We start from the raw sequence: 14,755 nt of genomic DNA on the forward strand, positions 1-14,755 counted from the left end.
CCGCGGGCAGGGCTCTCCCAAGGGGTCTGTGTCACTCGCGTCCGAGATCTCTGTGGACGACCAAGGTCGGTGAACCCTTCTCGCGCAGTCTGCGGGCGATCTCCTCGGACATCGCGACGCTGCGGTGCTTACCCCCGGTGCAGCCGATCGCGACGGTGACGAAGCGCTTGCCCTCGTTCAGGTAGCCGGTCCGCAAAGTGTCCAGCACGTCCACGTAGTTCTGCAGGAACTGCTGGGCCAGCGGATGGCCGAGCACGAAGTCTGACACAGGCTTGTCCTGCCCGGTCATCGGGCGCAGGTCGGGCTGCCAGTACGGGTTCGGGATGAAGCGCATGTCGGCGACCACGTCGGCGTCCACCGGGATGCCGTACTTGAAACCGAACGAGACCACGGTGGCCCGGAGCTCGGCGTTCTCCTCGTCACCGAAGGCGTTCACGATCTTCGCGGCGAGCTGGTGGACGTTCATGTTCGAGGTGTCGATGACCAGGTCGGCGCCAGCCCGGATGTCGCCGAGCAGCTCGCGCTCGCGCTGGATCCCGGTCAGCAGCCGGCCCTCACCCTGCAGCGGGTGCGGGCGGCGGACGCCCTCCTGCCGGCGCACGATGACGTCGTCCGAGGCCTCCAGGAACAGGGTCAGCGGCCGGTAGCCCTTCACCCGCAGGTCGTGCAGCGCGGAGCTCAGCTCGTCGAAGAACATTCCGGTCCGGACGTCGACCACGACCGCGAGCCGCGGCTGCGTCCCGGTCCCGATGGTCTGCTCGACCATCGTGGTCAGGAACATCGGCGGCAGGTTGTCGACCACGAACCAGCCGAGGTCCTCCAGCACGTCCGCAACCGAACTCCGCCCCGCCCCGGACATCCCGGTCACGATGATCAGGTTGCCGCTCGTGTCGTCCATCAGTTCTCTGTTCTCCCTGGATCCCCGTTGACCGTCCCGGCCACCGGGACGTCTTCCTCCAGTATCTCGCCTGTGGCCGTGTTCACCGACGGCGCCCGGCCGGATTCGGCCGTCGTTGCGGCAGCGTTCACCGCGAGTACGACGGACTCCGCCGTCCGGCGCCCGAATCCGGGCAGCTCGGCGACCTCGTCGATCGTGGCCTGCCGCAACTTCTTCAGCGAACCGAAATGCCGCAGCAGTGTCTTACGCCGGACCTCCCCCAGCCCCGGTACGTCGTCCAGGACGCTCTCGACCATGGTCTTGGAGCGCCGGTTGCGGTGGTGCGTGATGGCGAACCGGTGCGCCTCGTCGCGCAGCCGCTGCAGCAGATACAGGCCCTCGGAGGTCCGGGAGAAGATCACCGGGTCCTCCTCGTCCGGGATCCAGACCTCCTCCAGCCGCTTGGCCAGACCGCAGATCGGGATGTCGCCGAGCCCCAGCTCGTCGAGCGCCTGCCGGGCGGCCGCGACCTGCGGCGGACCGCCGTCGACCACGACCAGCCCCGGGGTGTAGGCGAACTTCTTCGCCCGCCCGGTCTCCGGATCCACCAGGTACGCCGTCGGGTCCTCCCCCGGCGGAATGTCCTTGCGGTCCTCGATCATCCGCTTGAACCGCCGGGTCAGCACCTCGGCGATCGAGGCGACATCGTTCTGCCCCTCGACCTCCTTGATCACGAACCGCCGGTACTCGCTCTTGCGGGGCAGGCCGTCCTCGAAGACCACCATCGAGGCGACCACCTCGGTGCCTTGCAGGTTCGAGACGTCGTAGCACTCCATCCGCAGCGGCGCCTCCGGCAGGTCGAGACCGGCCTGGATCTCCTCCAGCGCCTGGTTGCGAGTGGTCAGATCGCTGGCCCGCTTGGTCTTGTGCATGGTGAGCGTCTGCAGCGCGTTGCGCTCGACGGTCTCCATCAGCGCCTTCTTGTCACCGCGCTGCGGAACCCGGATCGCCACTCGGGTCCCACGGGTCCGCTCGAGCCACTCGGTCAGCGCCTCGACATCGTCCGGGATGACCGGCACCAGGATCTCGCGCGGAATCGCGTCACCCGAATCGCCGGCGTACGTCTGCTGGATGAACTGCGAGACCAGGTCGCCGGTGGTCGCCGTACCGTCGGCCTTGTCGGCGATCCAGCCGCGCTCACCGCGAATCCGGCCGCCGCGGACGTAGAAGATCTGGACGGCGACCTCGAGCGGGTCCTCGCTGAGCGCGATCACGTCGGTGTCGGTGCCGTCGCCGAGAACGACCGCGTTCTTGGCGAGAGCCTTCTCGAGGGCGGCGAGGTCGTCGCGGATCTTCGCCGCGCGCTCATACTCCAGCTCCGCAGCCGCGGCCTTCATCTCCTGCTGCAGCCGCCGCACGTACGTCGCGGTCTGGCCGGAGAGGAACGCGGAGAAGTCGTCGACGATCTTGCGGTGCTCCTCCTGGGACACCTGACCGGTGCAGGGCGCCGCGCACTTGCCGATGTAGCCGAGCAGGCAGGGCCGGCCCATCTGGCGGTGCCGGTTGAACACGCCCTTGCTGCACGAACGCATCGGGAAGACCCGGAGCAGCAGGTCGACCGTCTCCCGGATCGCCCAGGCGTGACTGTAAGGGCCGAAGTACCGCACGCCCTTCTTCTTCTGGCCGCGGCCGACCATCACTCGCGGGTACTCCTCGTCGAGGGTGATCGCGAGCCACGGGTAGGACTTGTCGTCGCGGTACTTCACGTTGAAGCGCGGGTCGTACTCCTTGATCCAGGAGTACTCCAGCTGCAGCGACTCGACCTCGGTGCCGACGACGGTCCACTCGACCTTCGCCGCGGTCGTCACCATCGCCTGCGTGCGCGGGTGCAGGTTGACCAGGTCCTGGAAGTACGACGACAGCCTCGCCCGCAGGTTCTTCGCCTTGCCGACGTAGATCACCCGCCCGGCGGAGTCACTGAAGCGGTAGACACCGGGCGAGTCGGGAATCGACCCGGGAGCGGGTCGGTAGGACGATGGATCAGCCACCCGACAACCCTAGTTCGGCCCGCCGACAAAACCTGAATTCTGCCGAAGTCTCCATTGCTACTTCAATGACAGACTTGAAGGCATGACTGCTGACGAACTGGATCGACTGATCCGCCGACAACCGGGCGTCCGGGTCCTCGACGCCCAGGACGACCTGTTCTACCTGTACGACCCGGCCGCCGACCTCCCACCGGAGCGGCAGCAACCCTTCGCCACCATCGTCACCGGCGACCACTACGAGCGGGTCTCCCGGCTCGACGAACCCGGTGCCTGGCGACTCAACCTCGGCCTGACCAAGGCGACGTACACGACTCTGTTCGGTGCACCGCCGACCGAGCGCGACGCCGACTGGGTGCTCGACTCCGGCCACGACTACGCCGCCCGCGACACCCTGATGCCACACCCCTTCTACGCCTCCCAGCACTGGGTCGCGATCATCTCCCCCACGAGCCTCGCCCCGCTCCGCGCTCTGATCAACGAGTCCTACGACTTCGCCGCCCGCAGGTACGCCAACCGCGAGAGCCGCCTCTGACCGCAACCTGCCAACACCTGCGCACGCGTGCCAGGCCGCCGACCATGGTGGGATGCACGCCGATTGGATCGTCACTCTCGCGGGCCTGGGCATCAGCCTGCTGATCATCGTCGTCGTGGTGCGGTCGCAGCGGGGCGAAGGGGCATTCCGGGATCGAGCCGCCTTCTTCAGCGCGGCGATCGACGATCACGACAGCACCCGCTTCGACGAGTTCGTCGAGTCCGGTTACGCACTCGACCTCCGCGACTCCGAGGGCAACACCGCTCTGCACCTCGCGCTGTACCACCAGCGCGACGAGGCGGTGCGCAGGCTGATCGCGCGGGGCGCCGACGAGACTCTGATCAACAAACTCGGGTTCACCCCGGCCGACATGGCGAAGCTCGGATCGTACGAACGCATGCTGCTGAACACGGCCCGCAAACTCAACCCGCAGGGATCCTGGGCCTACGACGGTCCGGCAGCACGCGAGAGCTACAACCAGTTACGCCGAGCCCATCAGCGGTTCTATCAACCCGCGCTGACCCGGACCGCGGTCGACAATCCGAACCTGCGCCGGCTGATCGTCGTACTGGCGGTCAAGCTCGGACGCGCGAGCTCCGAGGAGCCACTGCTCGAACTGCTCCGGCTCTGGGGCGATCGGCAGCTCGCCGAGGACTACCTCAACTGCGGATCGAAGGCGCTGGAGCGCGGTGCCGAGCGCTGGGCACGCTCACACGGCTACACCATCCATCGGTACGGCGGGACGGAACGGCCGATCCGGTGGGGACGGTTCTGACCTTGCGGTTGGACGGCGGTCGTGTTGCGGGTTGGGTCATAAGGCGGAGTTGACCCCTGACTGGGATGAGCGCGGTCCGTAGCGTGTGACAGAGGGTAGATGCGCAGGTCCTTTGCGTGAGGCAACCAGGCCTTGCGTCGACTCGAGGGAGTTTCCGCCCATGTCCTTCTTCAGATCACGCGTCTTCATCAGACCACGCGTCGCACTAGGGGCGCTCGCCGCCGCAGGGCTCGCCGTGACCGGTATCGCCGCGACCAGTACGGCGGCGCAGCCGGAGCAGACCGGTGTTGCGATCCGCGGTGCCGGCAGCCCGACCGCCGTACCGGGCAGCTACATCGTGGTGCTCGCCGGCCAGCGCAGCCAGGGTGAGACCCGCGCGACGAACCAGAGCCTGTCGACCAAGTACGACGTCAAGGTCCGGGACCAGTACGACGCGTCGATCAAGGGCTTCTCGGCGAACATGACCGAGGAGCAGGCGAAGAAGGTCGCCGGTGACTCGCGGGTCGCGTTCGTGCAGCAGAACCAGAAGTTCACGGTGAACCAGGACGACCCGCCGTGGGGCCTGGACCGGGTCGACCAGCGGGACCTGCCGCTCGACAAGAAGTACACGCCGTCGTCCCCCGCGGACAAGGTCAACGTGTACGTGATCGACACCGGCATCTACGCGGCGCACAAGGACTTCGGTGACCGCGCGTCGGTCGGCACCGACACCGTCGGCGACGGCCAGAACGGCGTCGACTGCATGGGTCACGGCAGCCACGTCGCCGGCACCATCGCCGGTACGACGTTCGGTCTCGCGAAGAGCGCGAAGGTCTTCGGGGTCCGGGTGCTCGACTGCAAGGGCTCGGGTACGACCGAGACCGTGGTGGCCGGGATCGAGTGGGTGACCAAGAACGCCAAGCAGCCGGCGGTGGCGAACATGAGCCTCGGCGGCCCGGCCGACGACGCGCTCGACGCCGCAGTGAAGGCGTCGATCGGTGCCGGAATCACCTATGCGGTTGCCGCTGGCAACGAAAGCTCGGATGCCTGCACGGGCTCCCCGTCGCGGGAGGCGTCCGCGATCACGGTCGGCGCCACCGACGACCAGGACCAGAAGGCGTCGTTCTCGAACTGGGGCAAGTGCGTGGACCTCTTCGGACCGGGCGTCGACGTGATGTCGGTCGGGATCACCGGGCCGGACTCGACCGCGAAGATGAGCGGTACGTCGATGGCCACGCCGCATGTCGCGGGAGCGATCGCGCTCTACCTGGCGGACCACCCGGACGCCAAGCCGGCTGATGTCGCGACCGCACTGGTCGGGGCGGCCACACCGGACAAGGTCGGCGACCCCGGCACCGGTTCGCCGAACAAGCTGCTGTTCGCCGGCAAGGCGGATCCGGCCCAGCAGTAACCCCCTTCCCCCGAAAGGCCCGGCCGGATCTGGCCGGGCCTTTCGACGTACGGGGGGTCAGGCAGTCTGTACGACGTTCGTCCCGCTGACGGCGACGTTGACCGCAGGAAGCGGAGTTTGTGCCGGTCCGCTGACCGGTGCGCCGTCGGTGATGCTGAAGTGGCTGTTGTGGAACGGGCAGATGATCTGCCCCTCCTCCACCGAGCCGATCGGGTTGCCCTGGTGCGTGCAGACCGCAGAGAACCCCTTGAACTGGCCGGCGGTCGGCTGCGTGACGACGACCTTGGCGTCGGCGAACACCTTCCCGCCACCGACCGGTACGTCGGAAACCGGGCCGAGCACCTTACCGCCCGGAGCGGCCGAGGTCGGACCGGTGCTGCCGCCCGTGGTCGGGGCACTGGTCGGGCCGCTCGTCACGCCGGTGCTGGTCGTCGGAGTACCGGTGGTTTCGCCGCCACCACAGGCGGCGAGGATCGGGGCGCTGGCACCCACCATCGCGGCGATCGCCGCACAGCGGAGCACCGATCTCCGGTCGCGCATCAGGCCGTCGGGTGCGGCGTCGGGTGCCGAGGTGGGTGGTGCCATCGTGTCATCGCTCATGAATCTGGACCTCCAGGAGCTTGCCGGCAAAATAGTTGAACGCTCTGACAAACGGCCCCGCGGCCCGAACGGTTCAATCCACTGCCCGATTGAACCGCAATTTGAGACTTTTCCGTCTCAGCCCGCCGCGCCGGTGACTGTCTGGACCACTCGGGCGGACAGATCCAGCACGGACCGGCGGGTCTCGTCCTGAAGCTGTTCCGCATGCAGCGGCCACGCTTGTGCGATGTGGGCGTCGTTCGGCAGCACCAGCGGCTCGAGCCCGCGCTGCCGGAACGCCTCCAGCAGCCAGTCGACCGAGCTCGCCGGAGCAGGCTGCACCATCGTGATCACCACGACGCCACGGGTCAGGAGGACATTCTGACCGTCGGGCGTGAGCTGGTCGAGCTGCTGCAGGCAGTAGTTCGCCACATGCTGCACCGACGGGACGACCAGCACGACGCAGTGCGCCGACGAGGCCATCTCCATGCTGATCTCGTCGTACATGCTGCCTGGGCAGTCGACGACGGCGAGCCCGACATCACGCGCGCCCTGGCTCTGCGCCTCGGCCAGTGATCTGCGGACCGCGTCGGCGCTGCCGTCGCTGCGGACCAGGCTGACGCGTTCGATCGGGCCCGCGCCCACGGTGAGCTCGAGGCGGCGGGACAGCTCGGCGCCGCCGGGATCCGCGTCGATGGCGACGACCCGGTCCGACCGCTGTGTTGCGAGCATCATCGCGAGCAGGGCGCTCACTGTCGAAGTACCGGCGTTCGTGACCGGGCTGAGGACTCCGACCCGGCGCATGATCGCGATCGGGCGGCGGATCATCGCGATGTTGTCGACGTCGCGCTGGATCCGACCGGAGGCACCGACCAGGTAGGCAGCCTCGGAGGCGAACCGGCGGAAGCGCCGGAACACCGAGTCGCCTTCGGCCATCGGCGTACCGAGCTGGTCGGACTGTGGCGTCGGTGGCGGGCCCCACCCGGTGTTCGGCACCGGCGGCGGGCCCTGCTGGTACGGCGCCTGCCCCGGGTGCTGCTGGTGGTACGGCGGGGGCTGCTGCTGGTACTGCGGGTCCGCATAGGGCTGCTGGTACTGCTGCTCCTGGTACTGCTGCGGTGGGTACTGCTGCTGATTCGGTGCAGGCTGGTACGGCGGCTGCTGCGGGTACTGCTCCGCCGGCGGGTACTGGGGTACTGCGTACGGCGGCGGCTCCACCGGCGGTGCCTGCCCGTACGACGGCGGCTGCTGGTACTGCGGTGGCGGAGGCTGCGGCGGGTAGCCCTGCTGCGGTGGGTACTGCTGCTGCGGCGCAGGCGGGTATTGCTGCTGCGGCGGCGGCTGGTACGGCGGCTGCTGCGGATACTGCTGCGGCGGGTACTGCTCGTACCCCTGCTGCTCGTAACCCTGCTGGTACGGCGGCTGCTGGTACTGCGGCGGCGGCCCCTGCTGCGGGTACTGCTGCGCAGGCGGAGGCGGCTGCTGCTGGTACGGCTGCTGCCCACGCCCGGGGGCAGCTTCGGGCGCAGGCGGAGCGGGCGGCGCCTCGGCTACCGGCTGGTCGGCCGGGGGCGGGGCGTCGGTGGTGGACGGCTCTTCGGCTGGTGACTGCTCCGCCGACATCCGGCGCAGCATGTCACCCTGCCAGTTGGATTCAGTCATTCCATCCGGTCGTCAGAATGCGTTCAGCAGGTTGGAGTAGACGCCGAATACTCCCAGCGCCAGCGGGACCGTCACGATGATCGCGCCAACCTCAAGATAGTCGAGCAGTTGCGTGAGCCGCGCACGGACATGCTCCGCTGGTGCAGAACCGAGACCGAAGGCACAGAACAGGGCGACCAGAACCAGCAGCCCCAGCGCGATGAACGCACCGCCCTGACCGTTCACTGCGGCGATCAGAACGCACCCGGAAACCACGGTGAACGCGGCCGCGAACAGCGCCGCGACCTCCTGCACCAGCGGGTACAGCCGGGACCGCGAAGCCAGCAGGAACGCCAGCACCAGCGCCAGCGCGACAGCCCAGGGGCCGCCTGCCTTGAGCAGCATGATTCCCGCCACGGCCGACGACACCGCGATCGGCACCGTCGCCAGCGCCAGACCGAGATGAGCCGCGTTGAGCGCGCTCTGCACGTCGCCGCGCATGATCTCCTGGCCGGAGGCCCGCTTGTCGTCCAGACCGGACAGGCCGGACAGTGCGAGCGCCATCCGCGGCAGCAGGCCCAGCAGCAGGACGGCCAGCAGCGCAGCGAGCGCACCGACCCGGTCCGCGGCCAGACCGGTCCCGACACCGAGCATCCAGACCAGTACGAACAGCAGGGAGGTCGCTCCGGCCACCAGACCGCCACCGACCAGGCCGGCCGCCGAGAAGAACAGCGGACCGAACGCCAGACACAGCGCGCCGATCGTGACGGTCAGACCGAGGCTCGCGCCGGAATCCAGCGCCCAGAAGCCGATCGCCAGCGCCAGCAGCACCGAGGCCACGATGACCAGCGGGATCGCGATCACCTTGTTGCCGGTCCGCCCGAGGGCGATACCGACGAACGCGCAGATCGCGGCCAGCACCAGCAGAGCGGCAGCGGCGATCGCATTCGGCGCCGCGACGAGCAGCGAGATCGCGCCGGCGACCAGCGAGAAGACCAGCCCCGACCCGGCCAGGACACGCCGGTGCGCGGGCTTGAACGTCGTACCGCGCCGTTTGAGGTCCTCGACGGCCTCCTCGGTCACGTCGTACACGGTCGGGGGCGGCGGCAGCTCACCCTCGGCCGCGAGCCGCAGCACCGCGCCGTCGATGATCTGCGCGGAGGCCAGCGTGCCCTCCGGCGGCACCAGGACACCGGTCGCCGTGGTCAGGAACCGGCGCTGCGGTGTCTGCTGCAGCGGCTCGTCGAGCATCCGCAGCAGGTCCGGCAGCAGGACACCGAGCGGTAGATCGGCGGGCAGGACGGCGTCCATCCGCCGCCGCTGACCGATCACCGTCACCCGGCTGTACGTGCTCATACTCCGAAACTCCCTTGCTTGCCTGCCAGCGCCTCGGCCGGGATCAGCTTCTTCATCAGCGCTGCGTAGGACTCCCAGTCGCGCGGCTCGCGGCCGTTGCCGATCGGGTACCAGATCGCGGGCGCGTGGGCGGGCCCGATCGCCATCGCCCGGCTGATCCCCGGGACCTTCACCATCTCGGCGACGCTGGACGAGCGGACCGCCTCGTTGCCGGCGCCGACACCGATCGGGCAGGCCATACCGACGAAACGCGGCCGGTAGCTGCCGTCGGCCTCGCCGTACGCGCCCATCACCATCGCCGAGATCAGCTCGTAGTTGTCGGCGATCTCGTCGATCCACTCACCGACCGTGTTCGCGTCCGGGAAGTCCATCCCCGGCTGGGTGACCGCGAGTGTCACGGTCTCGTCGACGCCCGACATCGTCCGGCGGACCTCGAGGGTGCCGACCGACGGCGGGAACTCCTTGCCCGGCTGCCCGGACAGCACCAGCCAGGTCGGCTGCGGGGCCCGGTCGCGGCAGTACTCGGTCAGTGCCTGCGGGCTCCACGGCTGGGTGACCGGCTCGGACGTCGACCAGCCGGCCGGGCCGCTGCCGGTCGTCGCGGTGAACAGCCGCTCGGTCATCTTGCCGAGCACCAGGCTCTCGACCGCGCGGTGCCGGACCCGCACGGTGAACTGGAGCTGGCCGAACATCTCGTCCTTGACCACGTAGTCCGGGTGCAGGTCCGAGGTCGGCTCACCCTTCGTGGCGGCGGCCGCGCGAGCCAGGAACATCTCGCCGTTCCACTTCAGCCGGACGCCGTTCAGGCCGTCGAAGTACTCGCCGTCGTCGTCCGTGACGACCCACTTGGAATACGCCCCCTTGAAGATGCTCGCCCGGACCGGGTAGGTCAGCGCGGAGGTCTTCGGGGTGACCAGCTGCAGGTCGCGGCCGGCCATCTTCGCCGAGGCCAGCGCGTCGCCCAGCCAGGCCGACATCCCGATCACCGGGCGGTCCTGCATGACGACGGCGACCTTCTCGGTGATCAGGTCGACGCCGGGGCTGAAGATCAGGTCGTTCGGCATCTCAGTGGGTCTCCTCGCTCGCGGTCTCGGACGTCCGGATTCCCTCGGACGTCCAGACCTTGCCGCCCAGGCGGTCGATCAGGGTGTTCGCGTACTGCTCGGCGACTTCGCGCGCACCGTCCCGCGTCGTCGCCCGGATCTCCACCCACCAGGCCGGCGTGTCCACCACACCGACCGTGGTGCCGAGCATCCGCTCGACCTCACCGGGCACCTGGATCAGCAACGGCAGCTCGACCGACACCAGCGGCAGGTCGTCGTCGCCGCACAGCTGGACGACGGCTCCGCCGCTCACCGCGCGGACGCCGAGCTCGTTGCCCGCGGCGGTGAGGCCGGCCATGACGTCGTCACTCGACGGGCGCCCGTCGACGAGCGCCACCAAGTCATAGGTCATGTCGTTCCTCCACTGCTCTGGCCTGGACTCTGGGCGGCAGCCTGGACCGGGTCGGCCAGTGCCGTCTGGACCAGCTCCGGTCCATCGCCTCGTCGTACGAACAATCCGCGGCCGGGCGGGTAGTCGCCCGGGTACGCGCCGGTGAAGAGCTGCCCCTCAGCGCGGTCGCCGGACAGCACCAGACCGGCTGCTCCGGACTCCATCACCGCGGACAGGAACGGCTCGTACAGCTGTCGCGACGCACCGGAGGCACGCCGGGTCACGATGAAGTGCAGCTTGATGTCCCGGCCGGCCGCGACGAACGGCAGGAACGGGTCCATCGGCGACTGACCACCCGATGTCAGCAGGTCGTAGTCGTCAGCCAGTACGACGATCCGTGGGCCGCCCTGACCGGCCTCCGGGATCGCGCCGCTGTCGTCCGGCATCCGCTTGGCCAGCTCCTGCGAGACGCCGGCCGCGAGACCGGCCGCGACTCGGCCGGTCGGTGCGTAACCACCGACGTACGCCTGCGGGACGACTTCGCGCAGACCGCGCCGCGGGTCGAGTACGGCGAACACCAGCTGCTCCGGGGTGTGCTGGTCGAGCAACTGCTGAACGATGAGCCGGACGATGTTCGTCTTGCCGGAGCCACTGTCGCCGAACACGACGAGGTTGGTGTCGCGACCGGCGAGGTCCAGGTAGACCGGCGCCAGGCCTCGCTCGTCCACACCGATCGGCACGACGCCCGGCTGGCGGATGTCGTCGCCCACCTGGTTGCGCGGCAGCTGCAGCGGCAGGATCCGGACCTGCGGGGCCCGCGGGCCCTGCCAGGTGGAGCGGACCGTGACCGCCTGCGCCTCGAGGATGCCGGACAGGTTCTCGTCGGCGGCGACACCGTCGACCCGCGGCAGCGCGAACTGCCCGTACAACTTGCCGCCCGGCACCAGCATCCGGCCGGGACCGGCCTTGCGCAGGACCTCCTGCAGCCGCCGGTCGATGTTGGACTCGGTCGGGTCGTTCAGCCGCAGCTCGAGCATGGTCCCGAACATGGCCTGGTTCTGCATCCGGACGTCGTTCCAGCGCATCATCGACGTCACCACGTGAATGCCGTAGCTGCTACCCCGCTGCAGGATGTCCGAGATCGGCTCGTCCAGCTCGTCGAACGTCGTCCGGATCGCACCGTAGTTGTCGATCACCAGTACGACGTCCGCCGACGGCAGCTCCGGGATCCGGCCGGCCGCGTGCTCCTGGCGCAGCCCCTCCATCGTGTCGATCGCGTGGTTGCGGAACACACGCTCGCGGTGGTCGATCATCGTGCGGATCTCTTCGACGGTCCGCCGGATCCGCTCGCGGTCGGTCCGCAGTGCGACTCCACCGACGTGCGGCAGCTCGGACAGCGCCTGCATACCGCCGCCGGCGAGGTCGAGCGCGTAGATCGAGACCTCGAGCGGGGTGTGCGTGTGGGCCAGCGAAGTGACGATGGTCCGCAGCGCGGTCGTCTTGCCGGAGGACGGACCGCCCACGATGGCCGCGTGACCGCCGGCCTTGGTCAGGTCCAGCCGGAAGACCTCTTGGGTCTGGTTGGTCGGGTCGTCGACGACACCGACCGGCGGCTGCATCGGCGGCACCCGGACAGCCAGCTGCAGGCCGCGTCCGTCGACGAAGTCGGTCCGGCCGCCGAGCGCGTCCAGCGTGCACGCGGTCGGCAGTGGCGGCAGCCAGATCTTCAGGACCTGGTCGGCAGCCTTCCGGACCTGGTCGACGAACACGGTCAGCTCGGTCGGACCCGTCGTACGCTCCGTCGCCTTGCTGCCCGGCGCCGGCTTCCCCGCCGCCTGCGCGGCCTCGATCTCGGCCTCGGTCTGCTGGTACGTCGGGAGCAGCATCGGCCGCGCCTCGGTGCCCTCGTCCTCCACGACCACGTCGGTCGGCGGAACGTACGCACCGGACACGTAGGCCGCGCGGAACCGCTGATAGACGCTCGTGTCGACCTTGAGGAACCCGAAGCCCGGAAGCGGCGGCAGGTGGAACGCGTCGGTGGTGTCCAGCACCGTCCGGCTCTCCTCCTCGGAGAACGTCCGCAGACCGAACCGGTACGACAGGTAGGTCTCGAGACCGCGCAGCTTGCCGGACTCGACCCGCTGGCTGGACAGCAACAGGTGGATCCCGATCGAACGGCCGATCCGGCCGATCGACAGGAACAGGTCGATGAAGTCCGGGCGCTCGTTCAGCAGCTCACCGAACTCGTCGATGATCACGAACAGGTGCGGCAGCGGCGGCATCTCCGGCTTCTGCTTACGGTGCAGCCGGTAGTCGGTGATGTTCGCGATGTTGCCGGCGTCCTTCAGCACCTGCTGACGACGCTGCACCTCGCCCTCGAGGCTCTTGTAGGCGCGCTCGATCAGGCTCGCGTCGTCGCGCAGGTTGGTGATGATGCCGGACACGTGCGGCACCCGCTCGAACGGCGCGAACGACGCACCACCCTTGAAGTCGACCAGCACGAACGAGAGATCCTCGGGACTGTGGGTGGCCATCAGCGCCATCACCATCGTCCGCAGCACCTCGGACTTACCGGAACCCGTCGCACCGACGCAGAGGCCGTGCGGACCCATACCGAGCTGGGCCGATTCCTTGAGGTCGACCTGCACCACGGCGCCGGTGTCGTCGACACCGAGCGGAACCCGCAGGAACGCCCGCTCGGACCGCTCCTGCCACAGGCGCTTGAAGTCCAGCTGGCCGATGTCAGAGATACCGATCAGGCCCATGAAGTCGACGTCGTCGACATGTCCTTCTTCTTCGAGCGACTCCGCCGACAACCGCAGCGGCGCCATCTCGCGGGTGATCCCCGCGGCAACCGGGGCCTCCATCCGGTCGACCTGGCCACTGGCCGCCATCGGGTACGCCCCACGCAGGTCCTCGATCCGGACCTCGTCGCCGTACACGGTGATCCGCATCGTCACCGAACTCGGCTCCTGGACCCGGTCGGCCACCAGGTGCAGCACGGTCACCCCGAGCTCACCCGGGAGGATCCCGTCGTCGGCGCCCGGACGGACCTCGGCCGCCACCTCGCCGTACGTGTCGTGCAGGACCAGCAGCCGCTTGGTCAGCTTGCGGCGGTCCTCGAAGTTCACCGATCCGCGGCGCGACTCCGTCGCCCACTGGACACGCTCGGCGAGATCGGCCGACAGCAACTGCGTCAGCTCGTACGGCGTCTCGGCGATCCGGCGGAACGGCATCGGACCCTGCTTGCGCTCGGGATCGTGCGCGTGCGGAAGCCAGGCCATCCAGTCCCAGTCCGGCAGCGCGCGCTGCGGGAAACTGGCCGCGATCGCGACATCCTCCGGCGCATGGAACACGGCGGTCTGGACGAGCAACGAACGAGCAACCCGTACGACGCCCTCCCGGTCGCCGACGATGCTCACGTTGCCGACGTGGTCCAGCGGGACGGTCAGCGGCATATCCGGCATCTCGGTGAAACGCCGTACCAGCGCGGTCGCCTCGGCGGTCATGAAGGGATCCGGCGGCTCCATCGCGGAACCACCCTGACCCAGCCGGGCCGGCACGACCGGAACCCGGCCGCTGCCGCACCGCGGCGACAGGAAGTCGCTGTCGGTCCGGCGCCGCTCCCACAACCGCGAGACGTCGGCCACACAGTCGAGCAGCGCGTCCGGCGGCGGGTTCAGCTCGAGCGCCTGGGTCCGCGCCTTGCGCTCCTCCTTGGAGAACTCGTCGCGCATGCGCTCGAGATAGTCCAGGTAGCGGGTGCGCTGGCTCTTGCGGTCCTTACCGCCCTTGCCGCGCGAGGCCAGCATGCCGCCGACCGACCCGACCAGGGTCAGCCCGAGCAGGCCGGCGCCGACCATCACCATCGGGCCCGACCGGCCCATCGTCATCATGGCGACCGACCCGAGACTGCCCACCATCGGCAGCAGCGTCTGCATCGCGCCACCACCGCCGCCTCCGCCACCACCTCCGAGATGAGGTGCGGGTTCGATCACGCGCTGCTGCTGTACCCCGGGTGGAGGTGTGCGCCGCGCCGGGCGGTGCACGATCCGGCTTGCCACTAAGGTGTTCCTCCGCTGGGCGTGCCGCGCGGTTGCGCGGGGAGACTTCGTACTTCTTA

11 protein-coding genes are annotated in these 14,755 nt (G+C 69.1%); 3 read left to right on the forward strand and 8 right to left on the reverse strand.

Annotated elements, in window-relative coordinates; genetic code table 11:
- Window positions 1-31: 31 nt before the first annotated feature.
- Window positions 32-898, reverse strand: coding sequence for an RNase adapter RapZ (gene rapZ, locus E1261_RS07555; RefSeq protein WP_132404003.1), 867 nt, complete (start codon window positions 896-898; stop codon window positions 32-34).
- The gene (gene uvrC / locus E1261_RS07560) at window positions 898-2,925 is read right to left on the reverse strand and encodes an excinuclease ABC subunit UvrC (protein WP_132404006.1); all 2,028 of its coding nucleotides are present in this window, start codon (window positions 2,923-2,925) and stop codon (window positions 898-900) included. Before uvrC ends, rapZ begins: the two co-directional genes overlap by 1 nt.
- Window positions 2,926-3,007: 82 nt before the next feature.
- Here uvrC and E1261_RS07565 point away from each other — a divergent pair, with 82 nt between their 5' ends.
- The 3 genes from E1261_RS07565 (at window position 3,008) to E1261_RS07575 (ending at window position 5,622) form a co-directional block, all read left to right on the forward strand.
- The gene (locus E1261_RS07565; protein ID WP_132404009.1) at window positions 3,008-3,457 is read left to right on the forward strand and encodes a DUF6194 family protein; all 450 of its coding nucleotides are present in this window, start codon (window positions 3,008-3,010) and stop codon (window positions 3,455-3,457) included.
- 52 nt (window positions 3,458-3,509) lie between these two features.
- Window positions 3,510-4,232: an ankyrin repeat domain-containing protein gene (locus tag E1261_RS07570; protein WP_132404012.1), complete on the forward strand. Its 723-nt coding sequence runs from the start codon at window positions 3,510-3,512 to the stop codon at window positions 4,230-4,232.
- A gap of 160 nt (window positions 4,233-4,392) precedes the next feature.
- Complete coding sequence (locus E1261_RS07575) at window positions 4,393-5,622, forward strand: S8 family peptidase (RefSeq protein WP_132404015.1); 1,230 nt, start codon at window positions 4,393-4,395, stop codon at window positions 5,620-5,622.
- A gap of 57 nt (window positions 5,623-5,679) precedes the next feature.
- Here the strand turns inward: E1261_RS07575 and E1261_RS07580 are convergent, their stop codons facing one another.
- The 6 genes from E1261_RS07580 to eccCa form a co-directional block, all read right to left on the reverse strand.
- Entirely contained in the window at window positions 5,680-6,222 is a 543-nt protein-coding gene (locus tag E1261_RS07580; RefSeq protein WP_238176067.1) for a Rieske (2Fe-2S) protein, read from the reverse strand.
- A gap of 117 nt (window positions 6,223-6,339) precedes the next feature.
- A complete protein-coding gene (locus tag E1261_RS45155; protein WP_165952411.1) occupies window positions 6,340-7,863 on the reverse strand; it encodes a ParA family protein in 1,524 nt (507 codons plus the stop codon).
- Between the two features lie 12 nt (window positions 7,864-7,875).
- Complete coding sequence (locus E1261_RS07585; protein WP_132404018.1) at window positions 7,876-9,198, reverse strand: EsaB/YukD family protein; 1,323 nt, start codon at window positions 9,196-9,198, stop codon at window positions 7,876-7,878.
- Window positions 9,195-10,262 carry a DUF6177 family protein gene (locus tag E1261_RS07590; RefSeq protein WP_132404021.1) on the reverse strand — a complete coding sequence of 356 codons (1,068 nt, stop codon included), beginning with the start codon at window positions 10,260-10,262 and terminating at the stop codon, window positions 9,195-9,197. The genes E1261_RS07585 and E1261_RS07590 overlap by 4 nt, the downstream gene beginning before the upstream one ends.
- A 1-nt stretch (window position 10,263) precedes the next feature.
- Complete coding sequence (locus E1261_RS07595; protein WP_132404024.1) at window positions 10,264-10,653, reverse strand: hypothetical protein; 390 nt, start codon at window positions 10,651-10,653, stop codon at window positions 10,264-10,266.
- A complete protein-coding gene (gene eccCa, locus E1261_RS07600; RefSeq protein ID WP_238176068.1) occupies window positions 10,650-14,573 on the reverse strand; it encodes a type VII secretion protein EccCa in 3,924 nt (1,307 codons plus the stop codon). Before eccCa ends, E1261_RS07595 begins: the two co-directional genes overlap by 4 nt.
- Window positions 14,574-14,755: the final 182 nt, after the last annotated feature.

Source organism: Kribbella albertanoniae, from assembly GCF_004348455.1.
Taxonomy (GTDB): Bacteria; Actinomycetota; Actinomycetes; order Propionibacteriales; family Kribbellaceae; genus Kribbella; species Kribbella albertanoniae.